The sequence below is a fragment of the Kordiimonas pumila genome (assembly GCF_015240255.1).
Lineage (GTDB): Bacteria > Pseudomonadota > Alphaproteobacteria > Sphingomonadales > Kordiimonadaceae > Kordiimonas > Kordiimonas pumila.
The window spans coordinates 683,208-704,649 of the sequence record NZ_CP061205.1 but is presented as its reverse complement, the minus strand read 5'-3'; the positions used below and the strand labels follow the sequence as shown (position 1 = coordinate 704,649).

Annotated in this window: 24 protein-coding genes and 1 tRNA gene; 18 read left to right on the top strand and 7 right to left on the bottom strand. The window is 48.1% G+C overall.

Annotated elements, in window-relative coordinates:
* The first annotated feature begins 99 nt into the window (after window positions 1–99).
* Together ICL80_RS02965 and ICL80_RS02960 are read left to right on the top strand one after the other, a co-directional pair.
* Window positions 100–708, top strand: coding sequence for a hypothetical protein (locus ICL80_RS02965; RefSeq protein WP_228073784.1), 609 nt, complete (start codon window positions 100–102; stop codon window positions 706–708).
* 49 nt (window positions 709–757) lie between these two features.
* Window positions 758–2,539, top strand: a complete 1,782-nt coding sequence (locus ICL80_RS02960) for a methyl-accepting chemotaxis protein (protein ID WP_194214641.1) — start codon at window positions 758–760, stop codon at window positions 2,537–2,539.
* 125 nt (window positions 2,540–2,664) lie between these two features.
* On the opposite strand, the gene ICL80_RS02955 is transcribed toward ICL80_RS02960, so the two are convergent.
* Window positions 2,665–2,739, bottom strand: a tRNA-Gly gene (locus ICL80_RS02955).
* A 176-nt stretch (window positions 2,740–2,915) separates the two neighbouring features.
* Between ICL80_RS02955 and ICL80_RS02950 the strand changes: the two genes are divergently transcribed.
* The 4 genes from ICL80_RS02950 (at window position 2,916) to ICL80_RS02935 (ending at window position 5,359) form a co-directional block, all read left to right on the top strand.
* On the top strand, window positions 2,916–3,449 hold the full coding sequence (locus ICL80_RS02950; protein ID WP_194214640.1) for a prolyl-tRNA synthetase associated domain-containing protein: 534 nt from the start codon (window positions 2,916–2,918) through the stop codon (window positions 3,447–3,449).
* Window positions 3,450–3,560: 111 nt separating this feature from the next.
* Window positions 3,561–4,493: a thioredoxin family protein gene (locus ICL80_RS02945; RefSeq protein WP_194214639.1), complete on the top strand. Its 933-nt coding sequence runs from the start codon at window positions 3,561–3,563 to the stop codon at window positions 4,491–4,493.
* 13 nt (window positions 4,494–4,506) lie between these two features.
* Entirely contained in the window at window positions 4,507–5,154 is a 648-nt protein-coding gene (locus ICL80_RS02940) for an LON peptidase substrate-binding domain-containing protein (RefSeq protein WP_194214638.1), read from the top strand.
* Between the two features lie 25 nt (window positions 5,155–5,179).
* Window positions 5,180–5,359 carry a Trm112 family protein gene (locus ICL80_RS02935; RefSeq protein WP_194214637.1) on the top strand — a complete coding sequence of 60 codons (180 nt, stop codon included), beginning with the start codon at window positions 5,180–5,182 and terminating at the stop codon, window positions 5,357–5,359.
* A gap of 14 nt (window positions 5,360–5,373) precedes the next feature.
* Here the strand turns inward: ICL80_RS02935 and ICL80_RS02930 are convergent, their stop codons facing one another.
* The 3 genes from ICL80_RS02930 to hslV are packed head-to-tail and all read right to left on the bottom strand — an operon-like array spanning window position 5,374 to window position 7,683.
* Window positions 5,374–5,742, bottom strand: coding sequence for a histidine triad nucleotide-binding protein (locus ICL80_RS02930; RefSeq protein ID WP_194214636.1), 369 nt, complete (start codon window positions 5,740–5,742; stop codon window positions 5,374–5,376).
* Window positions 5,743–5,766: 24 nt separating this feature from the next.
* Window positions 5,767–7,077, bottom strand: coding sequence for an ATP-dependent protease ATPase subunit HslU (hslU, locus tag ICL80_RS02925; protein WP_194214635.1), 1,311 nt, complete (start codon window positions 7,075–7,077; stop codon window positions 5,767–5,769).
* 9 nt (window positions 7,078–7,086) lie between these two features.
* Window positions 7,087–7,683 (bottom strand): ATP-dependent protease subunit HslV, encoded by a 597-nt coding sequence (hslV, locus tag ICL80_RS02920; protein WP_194214634.1) that lies wholly within the window; start codon window positions 7,681–7,683, stop codon window positions 7,087–7,089.
* Between the two features lie 204 nt (window positions 7,684–7,887).
* Between hslV and hisB the strand changes: the two genes are divergently transcribed.
* The 5 genes from hisB to ICL80_RS02895 are packed head-to-tail and all read left to right on the top strand — an operon-like array spanning window position 7,888 to window position 10,983.
* Window positions 7,888–8,487, top strand: a complete 600-nt coding sequence (gene hisB / locus ICL80_RS02915; protein ID WP_194214633.1) for an imidazoleglycerol-phosphate dehydratase HisB — start codon at window positions 7,888–7,890, stop codon at window positions 8,485–8,487.
* Window positions 8,488–8,511: 24 nt separating this feature from the next.
* Window positions 8,512–9,168 (top strand): imidazole glycerol phosphate synthase subunit HisH, encoded by a 657-nt coding sequence (hisH, locus tag ICL80_RS02910; RefSeq protein ID WP_194214632.1) that lies wholly within the window; start codon window positions 8,512–8,514, stop codon window positions 9,166–9,168.
* Window positions 9,168–9,893, top strand: coding sequence for a 1-(5-phosphoribosyl)-5-[(5-phosphoribosylamino)methylideneamino]imidazole-4-carboxamide isomerase (gene hisA / locus ICL80_RS02905; RefSeq protein ID WP_194215738.1), 726 nt, complete (start codon window positions 9,168–9,170; stop codon window positions 9,891–9,893). The genes hisH and hisA overlap by 1 nt, the downstream gene beginning before the upstream one ends.
* Entirely contained in the window at window positions 9,890–10,657 is a 768-nt protein-coding gene (hisF, locus tag ICL80_RS02900) for an imidazole glycerol phosphate synthase subunit HisF (protein ID WP_194215737.1), read from the top strand. Before hisA ends, hisF begins: the two co-directional genes overlap by 4 nt.
* Window positions 10,657–10,983, top strand: coding sequence for a phosphoribosyl-ATP diphosphatase (locus ICL80_RS02895; RefSeq protein WP_194214631.1), 327 nt, complete (start codon window positions 10,657–10,659; stop codon window positions 10,981–10,983). The genes hisF and ICL80_RS02895 overlap by 1 nt, the downstream gene beginning before the upstream one ends.
* 20 nt (window positions 10,984–11,003) lie before the next feature.
* On the opposite strand, the gene ICL80_RS02890 is transcribed toward ICL80_RS02895, so the two are convergent.
* Complete coding sequence (locus ICL80_RS02890) at window positions 11,004–11,786, bottom strand: sulfite exporter TauE/SafE family protein (protein WP_194214630.1); 783 nt, start codon at window positions 11,784–11,786, stop codon at window positions 11,004–11,006.
* Between the two features lie 105 nt (window positions 11,787–11,891).
* Here ICL80_RS02890 and ICL80_RS02885 point away from each other — a divergent pair, with 105 nt between their 5' ends.
* The 5 genes from ICL80_RS02885 to dgcA all read left to right on the top strand — a co-directional run bounded on the left by ICL80_RS02885 (window position 11,892) and on the right by dgcA (window position 16,119).
* Window positions 11,892–12,899: a M23 family metallopeptidase gene (locus ICL80_RS02885; RefSeq protein ID WP_194214629.1), complete on the top strand. Its 1,008-nt coding sequence runs from the start codon at window positions 11,892–11,894 to the stop codon at window positions 12,897–12,899.
* A 182-nt stretch (window positions 12,900–13,081) separates the two neighbouring features.
* The gene (locus ICL80_RS02880) at window positions 13,082–13,315 is read left to right on the top strand and encodes a DUF2061 domain-containing protein (protein WP_194214628.1); all 234 of its coding nucleotides are present in this window, start codon (window positions 13,082–13,084) and stop codon (window positions 13,313–13,315) included.
* Between the two features lie 152 nt (window positions 13,316–13,467).
* On the top strand, window positions 13,468–13,977 hold the full coding sequence (locus ICL80_RS02875; protein ID WP_194214627.1) for an Lrp/AsnC family transcriptional regulator: 510 nt from the start codon (window positions 13,468–13,470) through the stop codon (window positions 13,975–13,977).
* A gap of 164 nt (window positions 13,978–14,141) precedes the next feature.
* Complete coding sequence (gene dgcN / locus ICL80_RS02870) at window positions 14,142–15,146, top strand: N-acetyltransferase DgcN (protein WP_194214626.1); 1,005 nt, start codon at window positions 14,142–14,144, stop codon at window positions 15,144–15,146.
* The gene (dgcA, locus tag ICL80_RS02865) at window positions 15,139–16,119 is read left to right on the top strand and encodes an N-acetyl-D-Glu racemase DgcA (RefSeq protein ID WP_194214625.1); all 981 of its coding nucleotides are present in this window, start codon (window positions 15,139–15,141) and stop codon (window positions 16,117–16,119) included. Before dgcN ends, dgcA begins: the two co-directional genes overlap by 8 nt.
* Before the next feature lie 58 nt (window positions 16,120–16,177).
* On the opposite strand, the gene ICL80_RS02860 is transcribed toward dgcA, so the two are convergent.
* Window positions 16,178–17,647 (bottom strand): serine hydrolase domain-containing protein, encoded by a 1,470-nt coding sequence (locus ICL80_RS02860; RefSeq protein WP_194214624.1) that lies wholly within the window; start codon window positions 17,645–17,647, stop codon window positions 16,178–16,180.
* 43 nt (window positions 17,648–17,690) lie between these two features.
* Window positions 17,691–19,121, bottom strand: a complete 1,431-nt coding sequence (nhaC, locus tag ICL80_RS02855; protein ID WP_194214623.1) for a Na+/H+ antiporter NhaC — start codon at window positions 19,119–19,121, stop codon at window positions 17,691–17,693.
* A 302-nt stretch (window positions 19,122–19,423) separates the two neighbouring features.
* Here nhaC and ICL80_RS02850 point away from each other — a divergent pair, with 302 nt between their 5' ends.
* Together ICL80_RS02850 and ICL80_RS02845 are read left to right on the top strand one after the other, a co-directional pair.
* Window positions 19,424–20,086 carry a TetR/AcrR family transcriptional regulator gene (locus tag ICL80_RS02850; protein ID WP_194214622.1) on the top strand — a complete coding sequence of 221 codons (663 nt, stop codon included), beginning with the start codon at window positions 19,424–19,426 and terminating at the stop codon, window positions 20,084–20,086.
* 177 nt (window positions 20,087–20,263) lie between these two features.
* Window positions 20,264–21,439, top strand: coding sequence for an amine dehydrogenase large subunit (locus ICL80_RS02845; protein ID WP_194214621.1), 1,176 nt, complete (start codon window positions 20,264–20,266; stop codon window positions 21,437–21,439).
* The last annotated feature ends 3 nt before the right edge of the window (window positions 21,440–21,442 follow it).

Below are 21,442 nucleotides of genomic sequence, written 5' to 3'. Positions count from 1 at the left end.
CTTTTTTATAAACGGAAAATTAAGATTAACGCTGCATAGTACCCTCTGGGGAACATACAGCGCCTGATTATCAGGCGCGGGGAGCTATGGAGAAGAGTTGTGCGCTGTCTTAACTTTGCCGTCGGTCTGTCTGTTCTAATTTTATTGCCTTTTCAAACCGGGTTAGCTTTTTTTGCTGAAAGCCCCGAAAAAATGAAAAGCCATGTTACACCCGCCGTTATCGCAAATGTGCGCACCCTCCTGGAAAAACCTATCATCCAGCTCTCTGTTGCTAAACAGAACGAGCGTCTGGGCAGTATCAGTGAAAAGGAAATTCTCAAGCTGGATAATCAGTGGCGGTCTGAACGTGAAGCCAATGACCAGCCGCTCATTGCCCCAACCCTTAATAACCCCCTGTCTACCTACTTAACCCAAATACAGGCTGGCAGTGGGGGCTTGTACACCGAAATTTTCATTATGGACAATAAAGGGCTTAATGTTGGCCAAAGTTCTATCACCAGCGACTTTTGGCAAGGGGACGAAGCAAAATTCCAAAAAACATACCCTGAAGGTCCAAACGCAATCTTTATTGATGAACCGGAATTTCATGAAGCCACTAAAACATGGCGTGTACAACTGAATATGACCATCAATACAGCTAACGGCACCCCTATTGGGGCTGCAACATTTGAACTAAACCTTACAGAACTCGCCCGCCGAGCACAGTGATATAATTATACGCGAACCTAGTGATATACATATAATAAGGATACACTCCATGCTGCATAAATTTCTGGATCTATCCATAACAAAAAAAATTGTTTCTATTTTTGCAGTATTAATCGGCCTCTCTCTTATTGGGTCTAGCGTCAGCTATCTGGCAACCCAGAAGATGGCCGCAGCAGAACGACAACTGGACGATGCCATTCGGGTTACTGGGCTTTTTGATGATGCAGTACGCTTGCTGGTCAACCAGCGAGAGAAATTTCTGTATTTACTTGTAACAAATGACCGTACAGCCTTTAACGAGGTAGCAGAGATTGAGAAAAACTATCTGGCAACAGAGCAACAGCTTATTGAGGCTGTTGCCAACCATAAAGAGCTTAGCGATGTGACCAGTGAACTATCGCGCTTGGCCAAAAAATGGCAAAAAGAATACGCTGGCGAACAAATGAAACTGATGCGCCATTATTTAACAGTAAATCAGGCGCGCGCACTGGAAGCTGCAGGAGACCCGGCAAAAATATTTATTCAAATTGCGCAAGCGGAAAATGCTTTCCGAAAGTTGCAAAAAGAAATTCAGGCCGATGCGCTACGCCAGTCAAAGCAAGCATCTGGTACAGTAAATTTGGTGTCTATTATCATAAGTGTTGTTTTTGTACTGTTAACCACGCTAACAGCCTTTTTATTCTCCCGTTTAATAGCAAAACCCTTGAAAGATATTACCCAATCAATGCTTGAACTGGCGAATGGCAACCTTGACATTCATATTCCGGGTAAAAGCAGGGGTGATGAACTGGGCGGTATGGCAAAAACGCTTGAAGTATTCCAGTCAAACGCTGTTGAGCAAACACGCTTGCGCCGTGAAACTGAAGAACTACGTGAAAAACAGGCCGCTGAAGATAAAGCCCGCGCCGAGGAAGAGCGTCAGCGCATGGAAGCCGACTTGGCGCAGCAAAAAGCTGAAATGGAAAAACGTGAACAGCACACACTAGCCCGCAATGCCTTGATTCAGGACTTTAATGACCGTGTACAGAAAGTCCTGCTGGACGCCCAATCAGAAATTGAAACCCTGACAGGCACCGCCAAAGACCTGTCTATTGCTGCTGATTCGACTCAGGCAAAAGCCCGCGCTGTAACAGAATTATCAAGCGAATCCTCAAGAGATGTTCAAACCGTTGCCTCTGCCTCTGAAGAACTTAGCCAATCGGTTCGTGAGATTAGTCAGCAAGTGACACGGTCCGCCGACCATTCCCGGCAAGCTGATAGTTTGGCAAGCGAAGCTAACGAAACAGTTAAAACACTGGAAAGCGGCGCAGAATCTATCGGTGCAGTCCTAGACCTTATTAGTGCGATTGCAGAACAAACAAACCTCTTGGCACTGAACGCGACCATTGAAGCTGCACGGGCGGGCGACGCAGGTAAAGGCTTTACCGTTGTTGCGAGCGAAGTCAAAAACCTCGCCAACCAAACAGCAAAAGCCACTGAAGATATTACCTCGCAGATCAGCGAAATTCGCAACCAGACAAGCTCTGTTGCCAAAGCAATGGCATCTATGCAGAAAATTGTACGAGAACTTTCCGAAATGGGGGTTGCTATCTCCGCCGCCATAGAAGAACAACAAGCTGCCACACAGGAAATTTCCCGTAGTATTAATGATGCCTCTGCCCGCACCAATGATGTCAGTAATGAAATTACCGGTGTATCAGAAGGTGTGGAAACCACACGGCGGTCATCAAGCAGTGTGGATACCGCAGCCAGCACACTGACAAACACCATGCGCGACCTAGAGGCCATTACAACCGGGTTCTTGGAAAAGGTTGCCCAAAGCTCAGCATAACCAAACCGGAAGCCCATACCCATCATACTGGTATTCAGAGCCAATCAATATGCTGGTCTGGGTTCTTCATAAATCTCGCAGTTCAAGCATAAAAAAAGCCACCATACGGTGGCTCGTTTTATAAATGGAGCGGGCGATGAGATTCGAACTCACGACCCTAACCTTGGCAAGGTTATGCTCTACCCCTGAGCTACGCCCGCTCAACAACGTATAGAGGTATGCAAGACGCAGTGCTTGCGAGGCGGGATAATAGCCAGCCAAAGCCTTAATGCAACAGTTATTTTCATATTTTTTACAAGATTGCTCAAATCAATGATTTATATAGGGTTTTGGTCTGTTTATAGTGCTTTGAAAAGCTCAATTTAAGGTAAAAATCATGGAATCACCCCCTGAAGAGCGCAAACTGTTTTCTTTTCTGGATAATCTGGGGATTTTAACCCAAACGTACCGGCACGCCCCCGTTTACACGGTGGCAGACGCACAGGAGCATTGCAGCCACATCCCCGGCGGCCATTCAAAAAATCTGTTTGTGCGTGATAAGAAAAAACAGCGTGCTCTTGCTGTTGTGGATGATTCCCTAACAGTTGACCTAAACGCCCTTGCTGGCAAAATAGGCTTTAACCGCCTGTCCTTTTGCAGTACTGACAGCTTACAATCCATGCTGGGGGTTTTACCCGGCTCTGTCACCCCGTTTGCTCTTGTGAATGCACAAGTGCCCAAAGGAGGTAAGCCTGCCTTAACAGTCGTGCTTGATAAAACCCTGATGAGCCATGAGATTGTTAATTTTCACCCCCTGCATAATGCGGCCACCACAGCGATTAAACCCGCAGACCTCGTAATTTTTATAAGGGCCTGTGGATACGAACCGGTTTTACTTGATATAATTCCCACTAACCTTGACAAATTTTAACTGGATTTTTACTTCATACAAAATAAACAAATCCATACTGGCACTCTCTGATTAGAGGCCCTATGGTTAGCGTATTCTTTGTCTGCATATTAGTTTTTAAGAGTAATGTTAATGGATCAGGTAATTGGCGGCGGCACAGCCGCAACAAATACGTTTATAAAAGATACAGACACAGCAAGCTTTGCTGCTGACGTCATTGATGCGTCGCGCGAACGGCCTGTTATTGTTGATTTTTGGGCAGATTGGTGCGGCCCCTGCAAGCAGCTTATGCCAACTCTTGAAGCCGCCGTTAAAGAAGCGCGCGGTGCTGTTGCGCTTGTCAAAGTAAACGCAGACCAAAATCAGGCGCTGTGCGGACAGTTACAAGTACAAAGCCTGCCAACTGTGCTCGCCTTCTGGCAAGGACAACCAGTAGATGGTTTTCAAGGCGCTGTGCCTGCTTCACAAATAAAAATATTCATTGACCGGCTAATTCAAATGTCTGGCGGGGCTGGTGCTGAGGAAAACCCGCTTGAGGCATTTCTGGATCAGGCCGACGAACTCCTTGAAGCTGGCGACCTACAGCAAGCAGCCGGCGCTTATCAGCAAGTATTACAACACGAACCTACCAATATCAGGGCGATTTTGGGGCTTGCAGAAGTACTGGTTAAATCTGGCCAAGCTGATAACGCGAAAGAACTTCTGGACAGCATTGACAGTAAAGCCGCAGCCGATAGCGGCCTTAAAGCTCGGCTTGAAAAGCTGGAAGCAGCGATTGAACTTGCGCATCAGGCAGAAAATGCAGGTGATCTTACAGAACTGGAAGCCGCTGTAGCTGCCGACCCTGCAAACCACCAGGCGCAGCTTGACCTATCCCTTGCACGGCAAGCCAGAGGCGACATGGCAGGCGCTGCCGAGGCTCTGCTCGCCAGTATTATGCGTGACAGGGAGTGGAGCGAAAGTGCAGCCCGGACACAACTGGTAAAATTATTTGAGGCCGCAGGCCCAACTGACCCCTTTACCCTTAAATACAGACGGCGCCTGTCGTCTATACTCTTTAGCTAGGAGAACCGTATTTATGACAGACAGCCCAGAAATAACCGAGCCGTTACCGTCTGTCATTCCGGTATTCCCTTTGCCAAAAGCTATTCTTTTTCCGTCAAGCAACTTACCGCTTAATATTTTCGAACAGCGGTACCTGAAAATGGTGGAAGACGCTTGGGCCAGCCATAAAATCATTGGTATGATCCAACCTCAGAAAATTGAAGAAGACGGCACACCTGCACAAAAACTTTACAGCATTGGCTGCGCGGGAAAAATCAGCCATCTGGTCAAAACAGAGGATGGACGGTATTTGATACGCCTGACCGGTATCATTAGGTTCCGCATAGAGGATGAACTGTCTGTTACAACACCTTACCGGCAGGTAAAAGCTGACTGGGAACCTTTCAGCACAGACATGGAGCCTCTGCCTGAACATGGGTGCTTTGACCGAAAACCTCTCATGAGTGTATTAAAAGGCTATCTGGATAGCCGCGGCCTTGCAGCAGACTATGACGGCATTAATACTGCGCCAGACGGGGTTCTAATCAATACGCTCTCCATGATTATTCCCTTTTCCATGCAGGAAAAACAAGCCTTGCTGGAAGCAGAGGACACACCAAAGCGCGCAGAAACGCTGAAAAACCTGTTGATCATGTCTTCTGCAAATGGCAAAGCACATTAAACCACACAGCCTTTAAGGTAATAGCATGCCAAGCACAATTGACCCAAAACTTCTGGAAATTCTGGTGTGCCCTGTCACACGCACAACGCTGGAGTTTAAAAAGGAAACACAGGAGCTTATCAGCAAAAAAGCTGGGCTCGCCTTCCCTATACGCGATGGCATTCCAATTATGCTGGTTGATGAAGCTCGCGAGATCAGCGAATAGACTTATTAAGTTTACTATCTGAAGCTACCATCGAGTAGCGGCCCAACCCTTTTGCCGCCAAGAATATGAAAATGCAGGTGCGGCACTTCCTGGTGCGAATTAGGCCCGTCATTGGCAATAAGCCGGTAACCTTCTTCTACTACACCCACTTCTGCGGCAACCTTGCCCACCGCCTGCATAAAGCCGCTAATAAGCGCAGTCGGAGCGTTTGCTGCAAAATCAGCCATGCCAACATAGGCCCCTTTAGGAATAACAAGTACATGCACCGGCGCTTGGGGGTTTATATCATGGAAAGCAAGGGCATAATCATCCTCGTAAACCTTTTTACAAGGAATTTCCCCGCGTAGAATTTTCGCAAAGATATTGTTGTCATCATACGCCATTCTTGCTCTCCATCAGGTCCCGTTTTAAAGAATAAACTTCGACAGGTCGTTTTCACCCGTTGCCAGCTCACCCATATTCTGTTTTACAAACGCTGCATCAACCACAACCTTGGTGCCTGATTTATCGCTTGCCGTAAAGGAAACCTCCTCCAGCACTTTTTCAAGCACCGTGTGCAAGCGGCGTGCGCCAATATTTTCCACTGTTTCATTAAAGTGCGCTGAAATCCGGGCAATCTCGTCAATGCCGGTTTCCGTGAAATCAAGATCCACCTCTTCGGTTCCCATCAACGCTACATACTGGCGAATAAGGCTATAGTCTGGCTCTGTTAGAATACGCTTGAAATCAGCTTCTGTCAGATCGCGCAGTTCCACGCGGATCGGTAGTCTGCCCTGCAGTTCAGGTAACAGGTCAGAAGGCTTTGCCAGGTGAAAGGCGCCTGATGCAATAAACAATATATGATCTGTTTTAATAGCGCCGTACTTGGTCGAAACTGTTGTTCCTTCAATCAGTGGCAACAAATCACGCTGTACACCTTCGCGGCTCACATCACCGCCGCGCGCATCCTGCCGCGCGCAGATTTTATCTATCTCATCAAGGAAGACAATACCGTGCTCTTCCACCAGCACAGTGGCCTCGCGCACGCTTGATTCCTCATCAACAAGTTTATCGGCTTCTTCAACCATCAAAATCTCGTAAGCCTCGGCAACCTTCATTTTTTTCTTAACAGTACGGCTACCCATAGCCTTGCCGAACATATCGCCAATGTTCAGCATGCCAACACTCGCACCTGGCATGCCCGGCACATCAAACTGCGGGAACGGGTTTGTGGTATCGGCAACTTCAAGTTCAATCTCTTTTTCAGCTAGATCACCGTCGCGCAGTAACTGACGAAATTTTTGGCGTGTGGCTTCGCTGCCTGACATGCCCACAAGTGCATCAAGAACACGGTCTTCCGCGTTCAGTTCTGCCTTTGCGACCACTTCGCGCTTTTTCTTTTCCTTTACCATTAAAATGGCTGATTCCATCAGGTCCCGAATAATCTGTTCCACATCGCGGCCCACATAACCAACTTCCGTAAATTTCGTGGCTTCAACTTTGATAAACGGGGCCTGAGCAAGCTTTGCAAGGCGGCGGGAAATTTCTGTTTTACCAACCCCAGTTGGCCCCACCATCAGGATATTTTTCGGCAGCACTTCTTCGCGCATTGCACCTTCAAGCTGCTGGCGGCGCCACCGGTTCCTGAGCGCAACGGCAACGGCTTTCTTGGCGTCCGCCTGCCCAATAATGAAACGATCAAGTTCAGAGACAATCTCGCGCGGTGAAAAACTGGTCATACTTTACTCCTAACTATCGCTTTTGGGGTCGCTTTTATCAGCATTATTTTCAACATCCATTGTTTCAAGAACGATATTATCGTTTGTGTAAACACAGATGCTTGCCGCTATTTTCATGGCTTTTCGGGCAATTTCTTCCGCATTCAGGTTTTCGTCGTACAGCGCGCGTGCTGCCGCCAGCGCGTAATTACCGCCAGACCCGATCGCCACCACACCGTGCTCTGGCTCCAGCACATCACCGTTACCGGTCACGACTAAGCTGGTATCTTTATCAACCACAATCATCATGGCCTGAAGCTGGCGCAAATATTTATCTGTGCGCCAGTCTTTTGCAAGCTCCACACAGGCGCGCGCCAAATGGCCGGGGTGCCGCTCAAGCTTGGCTTCAAGGCGCTCAAAAAGTGTGAAAGCATCAGCGGTTGCACCCGCAAAACCCGCAATCACCTTACCACCACTTAAGTAGCGTACTTTACGAGCATTAGCCTTCATCACGGTATCACCAACTGAAACCTGGCCGTCCCCCGCGATAACAACTTTATCGCCTTTGCGTACACTGCAAATGGTGGTGGCATGCCATGTTGGTAGTTCATGTGTGAACTGTGTCATACGCACATGTTCCTTTTTCGAATTATTGTTTCCATGCAACAGGATATATGCAGCAACATGGGATGTTACAAGTTACTATCCTGAAAAGCCCCATAAATCCTTGCATAGCTTGCCTTTTCACCGTAAACGCTGTTCCATTATTTGCCAACCTCGCGTATAGAGAGGCAATGTATGGTCTTATATCACGACCAAGGAGTGAAGATAATGCGTACAGCAACCGTGGACAGAAAAACCAAAGAAACGGAAATTTCTGTTGAGCTAAACCTTGACGGCACCGGCGTTTATGACGTTGAAACCGGCATTGGCTTTCTTGACCATATGCTGGAGCAACTTTCCCGCCATTCGCTCATGGACCTGAAAGTGCGCGCCAAAGGCGACCTGCACATTGACGGCCATCACACCACGGAAGATACCGGTATTGTTGTTGGGCTTGCGATTAAAAAAGCGCTCGGCGACATGAAGGGTATCACACGCTATGCAAATGCCTATATCCCGATGGATGAAACACTCTCGCGGGCCGCGATGGATATTTCAGGCAGGCCTTTCCTTGTGTGGAATGTTGATTTCCCGCGCCAAAAAATTGGCGAGATGGACACGGAACTGTTTGAAGAATTTTTCCGGGCATTTGCCTTTGCCGCGGGTATGACCCTGCATGTTGAAAACCTATACGGGGTCAATAGCCACCATATTATTGAAAGCTGCTTTAAGGCGGTTGCACGGTCACTACGCGACGCAACAACCATTGACCCCAGAAAAGCAGATGCTGTGCCTTCTACCAAAGGCACACTTGGCGGTAGTCTTTAATAGGTATCAGGCGGAGTTAAGCGTATGTCAGAAACTGCCGTGGTCATCGATTATGGCTCGGGCAATTTGCGTTCTGCAGAAAAAGCACTTGCCCGTGCTGCTGCTGAAAGCGGCCTGAATACTGAAATTATTGTCACTGACAAGCCAGATGTGGTTGCAAAAGCTGACCGTATTATTCTGCCGGGTGTTGGCGCTTTTGCTGATTGCCGGGCTGGGCTTCTGGCGATTGACGGCCTGAAAGACGCTATTCAGGAGCGGGTGCGCATTGCCGGTAAACCGTTCCTTGGAATCTGTGTGGGCATGCAACTTATGGCCGTTGAGGGCCACGAATTTGGTACCCACAAAGGCATGGGCTGGATTGACGGCACTATTGAAGCGTTGAAACCGGCTGATGCCACCCTTAAAATCCCACATATGGGGTGGAACGAACTGGTTCTTACAGACACCGGCCTCACCCACCCGGTCACAAAGGTATTTGCACCCGGTGACCATGCCTATTTTGTGCATAGTTACCATATGGAATTAAACGCACGGGAAAGCCTGCTGGCCACCACAGAATACGGCGGCACAGTAACAGCGATTGTAGGAAAAGATAATATGATTGGTACCCAGTTTCACCCAGAAAAAAGTCAGGCTGTGGGCCTGAAATTTCTGAAGGCTTTTCTGGAGTGGCAACCATGATCACACTGTACCCTGCGATTGACCTGAAAGACGGCAACTGTGTGCGGCTTTTTAAGGGCGCAATGGACGAGGCAACCGTTTTTAATGATGACCCAGCGGCACAAGCAGCTGAGTTTGTAAAAGCCGGGTGCAAATGGCTACATCTCGTGGACCTGAACGGTGCCTTTGCTGGCGCCCCGGTGAATGCCGCAGCGGTTGAAGCTATTTTAAAGGCAACGAATGTCCCCACGCAGCTTGGCGGCGGCATCCGCGACATTGCCACAATGGAACGCTGGTTGGATGCGGGCCTTAGCCGCTTGATCCTTGGTACCCTTGCGGTCAAGGACCCGGCGCTGGTAAAAGAAGCATGCAAGCTTTTCCCGGGGAAAATAGCGGTGGGGATTGACGCTAAAGGCGGCATGGTCGCTGTTGAAGGCTGGGCCGAGGTCAGCACGCTTGAAGTAACAGACCTGGCGCGCAAGTTTGAGGATGCAGGTGTGGCTGCCATTATCCACACCGATATTGATAGGGACGGCACACTATCCGGCGTAAACGCAGAAGCATCTTCCGCACTTGCAACTGCTGTTTCCATTCCCGTGATCGCATCAGGCGGCGTGAAAGACCTTTCTGACATTGAGCGCTGTGTGGCGGCTGGCAACTTAGAGGGCGTGATTACAGGCCGCGCCATTTATGATGGCGGCATGGATCTGAAGGCGGCTCTAAAAATCGCTGAAGGGGTCAGATAGTGCTAAAATCCCGCATTATTCCCTGCCTTGACGTTAAAGATGGCCGTGTTGTCAAAGGTGTGAACTTTGTTGATCTGGTGGACGCGGGCGACCCTGTGGAGCAAGCGCGGGTTTATGATGCTGCTGGCGCAGACGAGCTGACATTCCTTGATATTACAGCAAGCTCTGACCGACGTGATATTCTACTTGATGTAGTACAGCGTACAGCAGAGCAATGCTTTATGCCACTTACTGTTGGCGGCGGTGTACGCACAGCAGAGGATGTCCGGAAGCTACTGCTTGCAGGGGCAGACAAGGTTTCCCTCATGACAGCGGCGGTGAATAACCCTTCTGTTATCGGCGAATTGTCCACCAAGTTTGGCTCGCAGTGCATTGTTGTTGCTGTTGATGCAAAAAAAGTCAGAACAGACAAATGGGAAGTCTTCACCCACGGTGGCCGCACACCAACAGGGCTGGACGCTGTTGAATATGCAATTGAGGCTGCGCGGCTCGGTGCTGGCGAAATTCTCCTGACCAGCATGGATCGCGATGGCACCCGTGAAGGCTTTGACCTCACACTTACCCGCCGTATTGCAGACAGGGTAAAGGTACCGGTCATTGCATCGGGCGGTGTTGGCACGCTCGACCATTTGGTGGGCGGCGTGAAAGAAGGCCATGCTTCTGCTGTTCTTGCTGCTTCCATTTTCCATTTTGGTGAGTATTCTATAGCAGAAGCGAAAGCTCACATGCGCCTAAACGGCATTGCAATAAGGGAAACATTTTAATGCAGGAAACAATGGAAACTCTGGCCAAGCTTGAGGCCTTGCTTGCCGAGCGTAAAAACGCAGATCCTGATACCAGCTATGTTGCAAAACTGTACGCCAAAGGTGCTAAAAAAATTGCCCAAAAGGTCGGGGAAGAAGCAGTTGAAACCGCTATGGCTGTGGCATCGGATGATAACCGCGAGCTGGTGAAAGAATCCGCCGATCTGCTCTTTCACCTGATGGTTCTACTAGAAGCGCGCGGCCTAACCCTTGCTGATGTGGTGGCAGAACTTGCGCGCCGCGAAGGCCTTTCCGGGCTGGCAGAAAAAGCAAACCGGCCAGACTAAAAGCCTACGCGAAAGCGCTGTCAGACCCCTATTAAATCGCGGGCAGCAACCCACAAAAGCCTGCAAGCCAGCACCGTTAGCACCGCATTTAATATCTTGATAAACAGGGCCTCGCTAACACGCTCTAAAAGCTGGCGCCCCACAAGCGTACCAATAAAACCAATGCCGACCAGAATAAGAATAAAGCCCACATAGGGCGCAAAGGCAAAACCAAGCAGCCCGAATACAAATACTTTTATCAAATGCTGCACGACAAGGCATGCTGACATAGTGCCCACCTGCCGCAGCTTACCAAGCTCCATCCGCTTAATCACCACAGATACAAACGGCCCGGTTGCCCCCACAAACATTGTAAGAAGCGTGGAAAAAAGGCCGCAAAGAAACAGGCTTTTTTCATTAGGTTTTGATCCCGCACCGATGCGTTTTGGCACCCATGTGGAATAGAGGATAAAACACCCAAGAATAAGCTGGATATAGGCAACCGGCAGTGTAACAACCACCTGCCCCCCCAAAAAGCCACCAATCAGGCTACCGATAAGAAAATATACGATCAACCGCCAATCAATATGGGGGCGCATGATGATAGCGCGCCCTGCATTTGAGCCTAACTGCACCACTCCGTGAATAGGCACAATAGCCTGCACAGGCATAAGCTGTGCCATAACGGCAAGCAGCACCATGCCCCCGCCAATGCCTACCGCCGCCGTTAGCAAAGAGGTAAAAAAGCTAGTGACCGCCATAATGATGACATCAATATTGCTGAGTGTTTCAGGAAGTGATAGCAGGCCTAGATCAAATGCCATAAAGTGCCCTCATGTGTTGAAGCAGGGTATATAATCATAAAAGCCTTGCTGCAATAAACATAGTTGCTAATCTACGGAGCAATGATGACCTTACAGATTATTTTTATGCGTATATCCCACCTTTTAATAGCGTTTTTCGTGTTCGCTGGCCTTGAGGCTGCACAAGCACAAAATACCTCAGACGCGCCCCTGTTACAATTTCCACTTGCCTGCACGCTGGGTGAAACATGCTGGACAGCACGCTATAATGACCGCGAACCCGGCCCCAGCTTTACTGATTTCACCTGCGGCAGCCGTACCCAGAACAGACATTACGGCACTGACTTTGCCCTTCGTGATTTAGGCGCTATGCGAACCGGTGTAAAAGTGCTGGCAGCAGCAGAAGGTGTCGTAAAGGCGGTTCGTAGTACCGAGCCTGATATCAGCATTAAAGAACAAAACCCCGATGATATTAACGGCAAAGAATGCGGTAACGGGGTGGTGATAGAACACAGTGGTAACTGGACAACCCAGTACTGCCACATGAAGCAAAACAGCATTCGTGTTGCACCGGGCGATACGGTTAGTGCTGGCGACCCGCTCGGCGAGGTGGGCCTCTCTGGTAACACCGAATACCCGCACATGCACTTAACGGTGCGCCGCGGCAAAAACCGGGTAGACCCCTTTGACGGACAGGAAATTGCCAGTGCCTGCACCGCTGACACCACTGACGACAACCCCCTATGGGCCAGCCCTGTCGCCTACGAAGAAATGGCCCTTGTGTATGTTAGCCTAAAGGCACAGCCACCAACCGGTGAAACCCGCTGGGAACCAGAGCCGAGTGCCCTTTCCAGTGAAAGCCCCGCCCTTATAGTGACAGGGCGTGCTTTTGGTGCACAAAAGGGCGATCGCTGGTTGTTACGCATTTTAAAACCTGGTGGAAGTGTGTTTTATGAACACACTCTAACACTTGACCGAGACCGGCAGTTTCAGCTTCAGTATGCTGGTAAAAAGCGGCCCTCAGGTGGCTTTACGCCCGGCATTTGGACCGGCGAAGTTGTCGTTCTCCGCCAGCACAGTGATGGCACCGTAAAGCGCTTTCAGCAGGCAACATCTATTACAATATCTCGGTAGCTTTATGCCCTTACCCGTACCGGCAACTATAGACTTGTCGCTTTAGCATGCTGTTGACCAAATCCTGCTATCCTATCATTGAGGCTTTCAATCACTGTCATACATAGAAACAATTTAATAATAGTTATTAATTGCAATATAGTGATTGCCATATCCACTGACACAGATTTAAGGAACAGGTTATGAAAGCCCTGAAAATAATAACATACGGCCTGATGCACCTTTCAGTTGCCATTACTGTTGCTTACATGCTGACAGGAAGCTGGATGGCGGCCTTAAGTGTTGGCATTATTGAACCCCTCGTACAAACCGGGTTTTACAGCCTGCATGAAAAACTCTGGGCACGCCTTGAACTACGCCGCGCCCCTCAGCCTGTAACACCGGGCGGGTTTACGCTAGCCGCCACCACTGTTTAGAGTATACGCTAGAGGTTTTCACCACATGATATCTCATTAAAATCATAGACTTTACCTAGATATTACACACTATACAGCAGAAAATCCTGTTATGTTTGTGATATAGCTAAACATATATAAAATACTGTTGGTGATTTTACGGGAAACATAAAATGACAGACGCTCCCAAAATAGATTTTCTGGACGTAAAAATTCTCGATGTACTGCAAAAAGACGCACGTATCACAAAAACAAAGCTCAGTGAGCAAATTGGGCTTTCCGCAACACCGTGTCATATCCGTATTAAAAAGCTTGAAGAGCAGGGCTTCATCAATGGCTATTATGCCGACATTGATTACACTGCCTTTGGCGGGTTTTCTTTTTACTGGGTACAAATTCAATTACTCGGCTACAGTAAAGAAAAAGCCATCCATTTTGAGAAAATTGTTATGCAGTTCCCTGAAATACTGGAATGCATCGCAACACTAGGAAAAGTCGATTACCTGATAAAAATTGCAGCCAAAACAGTGCAATCCTATCAGGAAATACTGGAACGATTACTAGAAACAGAGGGTGTTGACCTAGACTTTATTACTTTTCCAATGGTGAAACAGATAAAAGCACCATGGCAATCTGATCTGATAAAAGAACACGAAAAGCCATATAGAAATCGGAAGAGCTAGCACTACCGACAAGCACCGTTAGCCTGATCGCATCACTAGTGGAAATCACTAGACTTCTTGAAATAAAAGCCGTTGTCGCCAAAAACTGGCACAAATATGCTGACTAACTCTAGGCTCTTTTTGGTAGTATAAGCATCTCATATACATATTGAAGGACCCTTGTTATGGATGCCCCTTATCTGCTTTTCATCGGCAACGAGACTGATGCACTCGATGCAAAAACCGCCTCTGGCGTTGCTTATTGGCGCCCAAATGACTGTGTCGGCCAATTACGGTCTGACAATAAATGTGTAGACCTTGGCGTCCCCGATATGTCCCTTGCGGACGGTAAAAAAGCGGGTGCCAAAACACTTCTTATTGGCATTGCAAATGAAGGGGGCTTTATCCCTGACAGCTGGATTCCGGTATTTATCGAAGCCCTTGAGCAAGGCTACAATCTAGCGTCAGGGCTACACGCACGCCTGCATGATATACCAGCGCTTAAAATTCTGGCCGATGAAAAAAGCCTAAAGCTTTATGATGTACGCACACCGCAAAATGATATTCCTATTGGCACCGGTATTCCTCGCAGTGGAAAACGCCTGCTTACTGTTGGTACGGACTGTGCTGTCGGTAAAATGTTTACTGTACTTGCCCTTGAAAAAGAGATGAAGCAACGCGGCCTGAATGCTGACTTCCGTGCAACCGGCCAAACCGGCATTTTCATTGCGGGTAAAGGCGTGCCAATAGATGCTGTTGTATCTGATTTTATAGCAGGCGCCGCTGAATATATTTCCCCAGCAGCAGACGATGACCACTGGGACCTTATAGAGGGCCAAGGATCACTCTATCACCCCTCTTATGCCGGGGTTACACTGGGTCTGGTCCACGGCAGCCAGCCTGACAATCTGATCCTTTGCCACCGCATGGGCCAAACCACCATTGCAGGCCACCCAGACTATGCCATTCCACCGCTTGAAGACGTGATTAAAACCTATGAAGCCGCTGCACAGCTTACAAATAAAAACGCGCGCGTTGTTGGCATTAGCCTTGTTACCAAAGGTGCACAAGCAGAGGCCGCCCTTGCCGAAATTCAAGCCTATGAAGACCGTTACAGCTTACCTTGTTTTGACCCGGTCCGCACAGGTGTTTCAAAAATGGTAGACTATCTGGAGACATTCAGTGCCTAAGCTTACCATACGCCTTGAAACATGGCCGATAGCAGGCACTTTTACCATATCCCGCAGCAGTGCAACAGAAAGCTACGTGCTGGTTGTGGAATTACAGGAAGGTAACCTTGTTGGCCGCGGTGAATGCGAACCCGATGACACCGATCCCGCCATTGGACATATTGTTGCTGAGCAAATTTATGCTGTCCGGCAACAGATTGAACAGGGCATTAGCCAAAAAGAACTGCTCGACCTGTTACCGCGTGGCCCAGCACGCAATGCTGTTGACTGTGCCTTATGGGATTTAGCATGTAAAAAGCAGGGGAAGCCCATAGAGGCGGTTACAGGTATTCCACCCCTGAAGCCCCTAACAACGGCCTATACAATTAGCATTGATACACTTGATGTTATGGCAGAAAAAGCCGCCCTTAATAAAAACCGTGCCCTGTTAAAAATAAAGCTGAATGCCGATGAGTGCCTTGCAAAAATAAACGCCATTCATGCAGCAGCACCAGATGCAAAGCTTATTGTAGACGCTAACGAGGCATGGTCACTTACACAATTGCAGGCTCTAGCACCAGAAATGGCACAGCTGGGTGTCGCGATGATTGAACAACCCCTGCCTGCGGGTAACGATGATGGCTTGGCCACCTATGCTGGCCCCGTGCCCCTGTGTGCTGACGAATCCTGCCTCGACCGAACATCGCTTGCCTTTGTGAAAGAGAGGTACCAGTTCATCAATATCAAGCTTGATAAAACCGGCGGTCTGACTGAGGCTTTACTGCTAGCAGAAGAGGCCGAAAAAATGGGCCTTCGCATTATGGTGGGCTGCATGGTAGGCACATCGCTTGCCATGGCCCCAGCGCTGATCGTGGCCCAGAAAGCAGAATTTGTCGACCTTGACGGCCCCTTGCTGCTTGCCAAAGACAGAGAGAACGGCATGCGCTATGAAAACAGTCTAGTTTATCCGGCAACGCCTGCACTCTGGGGCTGATGTACAGATAAATTGAAACAAAAAAGGGGCCAGTAAAGCCCCTTTTATATCACATATATTACCCCATCTGAAATATAAGCCGCGTGACTTTACCTTGTGGGTTTATGGTATAGTGTACTGTTATTATCCTTTGGGTATCTTCTGGATCAGTAATAATACCGTATACATACACCGTGTTTTTCCCTTCGCGGCGTTGATGTACCAAAACAAATTCTTTATCAGCCATTTTTACGGAAAGCATATTTTCTAGCTGTTCAAGCTGTGCTGCTGTCCGCTTAATCTGCGCATCTGTTAATAGAGCTTTTGCCTCTTTAGCAAACATAGACTTGTCAGCATTACCTTTCAGATACTCAAATGTCAGGCTTTTCATTTTGGCCGTTTGCTTAGAATCTGAATCTGCAATAGGTTCATACGGCGCATAATCCGGGTTAAAAAGACCGGCAACAACATTCGCTATACGCGCTGGCTCGCCGTAAAGGGAGTTTGTCAACACAGCAACCGTAAAACCATCGTCTACATACCGGCTTAGCTGGGTTTTAAACCCTTGCCAATAACCACTGTGATGTACAAGCCTGTGGCCCCTCACATCCCGATTAAACCAGCCATAACCATAGGGTATCATGCTTTGCGAGCCATCAGCATACGGCGCTGCAATAAACATTTCTTTCAAATCCGCAGCGGAAAGAAAGGAAGGCTGCCGAAGGGCCTGATCCCATTTGATCAAATCATCAATCGTAAAAAGCAAACTACCATCTGCTGTTTGGCTTAATGTCTGGGAAACATACCCTGCTTTCAGCAGATGGTCTTTTTCGCCTTCATACCCCGTTGCACGGTTGGGGATAATCTCAAAAGGTTCATTAACCAACGCCCTTGTCATACCAATCGGCGTGAAAAGCTTTTCCTGTAAATAATCACCATAAAACTGGCCCGATGCTTTTTTAATAACAGCACCCAAAAGCACATAAGCGGCATTGCTATACTGAAAGCGAGCACCGGGTTCAAATTCCATTGGTAAACCACCAATGACCTTGGCTAACGCCTCATCAGAATAGTCTTTTGTCAGGTCTATGCTTTCTTCTGTTGCAGCCCCATATAAACGAGCCATGCCGCTTCTGTGCTGTAACATTTGTCTGATTGTCACCCGGCCCCAATATTCAGGCCCTTCCGGGAAATATTTTAGCAACTTATCGTCAAGGCTAAGTTTGCCTTCATTTTTCAGCATCATCACCGCTGTTGCGGTAAACATTTTACCAACAGAGCCTGACTGGAAAACAGTTTCACGCTTTACGGGTACACGGTTTTCAAGGTCGGCATAACCATACGACCTAACCATAACTGGCTCGCCGTTCTTCATAACAGCCAAAACAGCGCCTATGTTGCCCTCTTCCGCCATAATGGCATTAACAGCAGCATCTACCTCTGTAGCGGAAGGCAAACTACTCTCATCAGCTTGTGCTGTATATGATAGCAATATCAGCACAGCACTGAACCACCGGCTGGCAAGCGGCCATTTATTAATAAAAGTCATCTTTTTCTCCTATAAAAAGCATAGCTGCAAAGTGCAAGGCCGTTCATAAGTTTGCCTTTATTGGCTGTTGCCGAACGATTGTGAAATTGGCAAAGCCATAAACAACAGTAAACACAGGGCACAACAAATTGAAAAAGCAGTAAGGTAAATAACTGAGCGTATAGACCCCCAGAACACCCGACAAAAATGCCCCGCATGTGTTCCACGGCACCAATGCCGATGTTACTGTGCCGGAATCCTCCAGCACACGGGAAAGGTTTTGCGGGGCAAGACCAGATCGCTCATATTCGGTCCTAAACATACGACCAGGCATTACGACTGAAATATATTGCTCTGACGCCACTATATTAGTGCCAATACAGGTGCAGGCGGTTGCTAAAATAAGCGTTGCCGGTTTATGGGCCGCCCCCAGAATAGCCCTAACAATCACTTCCAGAAACCCAAGTTTTTCCATCACTGCACCAAAGGTCATCGCGGTGATGATCAGCCAGACAGTATTCATAATACTTTGCATGCCGCCTGCTGATAAAAGGCCATTTAAAACGTCGTTTGGTGTATGGGCCACATACCCGCTTATCAGGACAGCCCATATAGCTTTCAGCCCGCCGTCTGCGACGATGGCGTCATATTGAAAAATGATAGCAAAAACACAGCCCGTTAATGTGCTGATCAGCAAAGCAGGCCACGCCGGAACCTTGCGGTACGCCAATATGAATACCAACGCCATAGGCAGCAGCAAAACCGGACTAACACCAAATGTTTCAGCCAGTAGCAATTGCTGGTTTTCCAGCTCTAGCGCATTAATTCCGGTGGATAGCCCTATACCTAAAAAAGTATAAAGGCCAAGCGCGATAATATAAGCAGGTGCTGTTGTCCACACCATATGCTTTATATGGGTAAACAGGTCTGTACCCGCCACAGCCGGCGCAAGGTTCGTGGTATCTGAAAGAGGTGACATTTTATCGCCAAAATAAGCACCAGAAATAATAGCCCCGGCGGTAATTTCCGGTGCCATCCCCATGCTGGCCGACACCCCCATTAATCCCAGCCCAATTGTGCCTACTGTTGACCATGAACTACCAATACTGAGAGATGTGACAGAGCAAACAAGGCAAACCGTAACATAAAACACGTCTGGGCTGATAAGCTTGAGCCCATAATAAATCATGGTGGGAACAGTGCCTGACAAAATCCAACTGCCCATCAGGGCGCCAACTGTCAGCAATATTAGAATGGCAGAAACAGTTACAGACACAGCCCCGGCAATAGCTTTTTCCAGCTCAGCCCACTTATACTTTCGCCACCACGCCAACAGCAGGGTGATACCTGTTGCGGTAATAAGCGCTATCTGATTGGCACCTGAAGAGGCGTTTTCACCAAAATAAAATACCGCAAGCGATAGCAAGCCGGTGAGGGCAAAAACGGGAATAAGGGCAAGCCATAAGGGCGGGCTGCCTAGCTGGTCGTTCGCCATATTTATACTTCCATCAATTCACTGAAAAGCTATTAATGTTGTCAGCTTATGAGCTACAGGATGACAGAAAGAGTATAGAGGATCCTGCTAAATATCAGGACAATTAACAGAGAATATCATGATATCTGCAGGCGGTATGGGCATTTCTAAAATGCTTTTAACCCGCCGCTGTAAAGCCGGTTGTCTACATCATCATAACATTAAATTTACCGATGTTGATTGTCATTTTAGCATTTGTTGAGTAGCTTCTGTCTCGTTTGATACTAAATGTCCTGTATCGGGACAGTATTTTCGGGAAAGTCATGCGACAGCTTAAAATACAACAGCGTCACGAGAAAGCATCGTCCAAGAAAGGCCGAATCCGCGTTGAAGCAATTCTAAATGCGGCACGTGATCTGTTGATTGAAGAAGGCTATGCAAGCCTGTCTATGCGCAAAGTCGCGGCACGGTGCCACATAACCGTGGGCAATCTATCCTATTATTATGCCAGTAAAACAGACTTGTTGAACGACCTGGTAGATGCCGTTATCCAAGGCTATATTGGCTGGTGGATTGGCATTTTAAACGATAAAACCCTCTCGTCAGAGCAACAATTTAAAGCTTTGATCACCTTCATCATTGAAGATTTGGAAACGCGGGAAACTACGGCGTTTTTCCCAGAACTTTGGGCGCTTGCCAATCACGAAGAGTTTGCTAACGAGGCCATGGATTCGGTTTATGACCCGGTTCAGCAAATGCTGGTAACCATGATCAAGCGCCTGCGCCCAACCTTGAATACCCACGAAACCGATATGCTCGCAGTGCATATGATGGCCTCAATGGAAGGGCATACTGTCTTTTTAGGCTATGGTAAAAAATGGATGCGAAAGTCCGCGAACATGGCGCAGTTTATTGCAGATTCATATTATAATCTGGTGATGTCTTACACTGCCGGAACAATAGAAAAATCCATTATAAACAAATAATTAGCTTTACAGCCTTTCACACACCTTGTGCCACATGAAAGATTGATACGCATGCAGTCTTCAGGATGCTTGACTCTGCAATGAATCTATTATAGGACAGTTGTTCTAAATAGGACAGTCGTTCTAAACGAATATGTCCCTCTGATTTTCGACCAAAAACTATTCTGGGAGGGTAGTATGGTAAAGAATGGTCTGCTTTCTGCGACAATGCTGGTTGCCTGTGCTGTAACACAGGTTGCGTTTACAAATGCACAGGCAGAACCGCTGCCTGTAGAGACAATCCCAAATGTTGCAACATTGCCAGCCACCTATTCCAAAGACTGGCTTTTTGTACACGATGAAAATTTTAATAGCCTGCTGGATGGCCGCGTTATCCTGATGGATCTGTCACAAGATAACCATAACTACAAAGGAGCAATGGGCGCAGGCATGTTTGCTTCGTTCCTGCAATCTTCAACACGGCCAGAAATGTATGTGGCTGAGACCTATTATTCCCGGGGTTCCCGCGGTGATAGGGTTGACGTGCTGACCATCTACGACACTGAAAACCTGTCCCCCATTGAAGAGATTGCACTGCCAGACGGCAAACGCAGCATGTCCGTTGCACAAAAAGGCAGCCTGCAATTAACTGGGAATGAGAAATTTCTGCTGGTATTTAACTTTACGCCAGCGGCTTCGGTTTCAATCATCGATGTTGAAACCCGCAAAATCATGAGCGATATACAAATACCCGGCTGTAGCCTTATTTACCCGCTTGGTGCCCAGGGCTTTAGTACACTGTGCGGTAATGGCACAATGGCTTCTTTTTCCGTCAATGATGCTGGTATCGCAAAACGAGGCGCTTCCACTGAGGCCTTCAACAACATTGATGATAACCCCCTGTTCATGAAAAGTGTAACCGTTGGCGGTATAACCTATTTTCCAAGCTTTGGTGGCGCACTTCAAGCGGTTGATATGAAAAGCGATACACCAAAACCGCTTAATAGCTGGACATTTGTTGATACAGACAAAAGCACAACCGGCTGGCGGCCTTCGGGTTGGCAGGTGATAGCCGCGAACGATAAAGATGGCTATGTTTACACGCTGATGCGCGAGAATGCGGCCCCTGGTGACCATAAATACGGCGGCAGTGAAGTGTGGGTTCTAGACCCTGTTAAAAAAGAAATTGTGCGGCGTATCACCCTAAACGCTCCTGCCATTTCTATTGAACTGACCGCAGGTGAAACACCCTATCTGGCAGCGGCAAACGAACATTCTACGCTGGATATATACACAGCTGCCACAGGCACATATCTGCGCACCATCACTGTTGGCATGGCCGCAAACCCGTTCCTGTTACACGCTGTAAAGTAGGGG

Coding starts and splice junctions, on each gene's coding strand:
- ICL80_RS02960 (WP_194214641.1), top strand. CDS start 758: ATGCTGCATAAATTTCTGGATCTATCCATAACAAAAAAAATTGTTTCT.
- ICL80_RS02950 (WP_194214640.1), top strand. CDS start 2,916: ATGGAATCACCCCCTGAAGAGCGCAAACTGTTTTCTTTTCTGGATAAT.
- ICL80_RS02945 (WP_194214639.1), top strand. CDS start 3,561: ATGGATCAGGTAATTGGCGGCGGCACAGCCGCAACAAATACGTTTATA.
- ICL80_RS02940 (WP_194214638.1), top strand. CDS start 4,507: ATGACAGACAGCCCAGAAATAACCGAGCCGTTACCGTCTGTCATTCCG.
- ICL80_RS02935 (WP_194214637.1), top strand. CDS start 5,180: ATGCCAAGCACAATTGACCCAAAACTTCTGGAAATTCTGGTGTGCCCT.
- ICL80_RS02930 (WP_194214636.1), bottom strand. CDS start 5,742: ATGGCGTATGATGACAACAATATCTTTGCGAAAATTCTACGCGGGGAA.
- hslU (WP_194214635.1), bottom strand. CDS start 7,077: ATGACCAGTTTTTCACCGCGCGAGATTGTCTCTGAACTTGATCGTTTC.
- hslV (WP_194214634.1), bottom strand. CDS start 7,683: ATGACACAGTTCACACATGAACTACCAACATGGCATGCCACCACCATT.
- hisB (WP_194214633.1), top strand. CDS start 7,888: ATGCGTACAGCAACCGTGGACAGAAAAACCAAAGAAACGGAAATTTCT.
- hisH (WP_194214632.1), top strand. CDS start 8,512: ATGTCAGAAACTGCCGTGGTCATCGATTATGGCTCGGGCAATTTGCGT.
- ICL80_RS02895 (WP_194214631.1), top strand. CDS start 10,657: ATGCAGGAAACAATGGAAACTCTGGCCAAGCTTGAGGCCTTGCTTGCC.
- ICL80_RS02890 (WP_194214630.1), bottom strand. CDS start 11,786: ATGGCATTTGATCTAGGCCTGCTATCACTTCCTGAAACACTCAGCAAT.
- ICL80_RS02885 (WP_194214629.1), top strand. CDS start 11,892: ATGCGTATATCCCACCTTTTAATAGCGTTTTTCGTGTTCGCTGGCCTT.
- ICL80_RS02880 (WP_194214628.1), top strand. CDS start 13,082: ATGAAAGCCCTGAAAATAATAACATACGGCCTGATGCACCTTTCAGTT.
- ICL80_RS02875 (WP_194214627.1), top strand. CDS start 13,468: ATGACAGACGCTCCCAAAATAGATTTTCTGGACGTAAAAATTCTCGAT.
- dgcN (WP_194214626.1), top strand. CDS start 14,142: ATGGATGCCCCTTATCTGCTTTTCATCGGCAACGAGACTGATGCACTC.
- ICL80_RS02860 (WP_194214624.1), bottom strand. CDS start 17,647: ATGACTTTTATTAATAAATGGCCGCTTGCCAGCCGGTGGTTCAGTGCT.
- nhaC (WP_194214623.1), bottom strand. CDS start 19,121: ATGGCGAACGACCAGCTAGGCAGCCCGCCCTTATGGCTTGCCCTTATT.
- ICL80_RS02850 (WP_194214622.1), top strand. CDS start 19,424: ATGCGACAGCTTAAAATACAACAGCGTCACGAGAAAGCATCGTCCAAG.
- ICL80_RS02845 (WP_194214621.1), top strand. CDS start 20,264: ATGGTAAAGAATGGTCTGCTTTCTGCGACAATGCTGGTTGCCTGTGCT.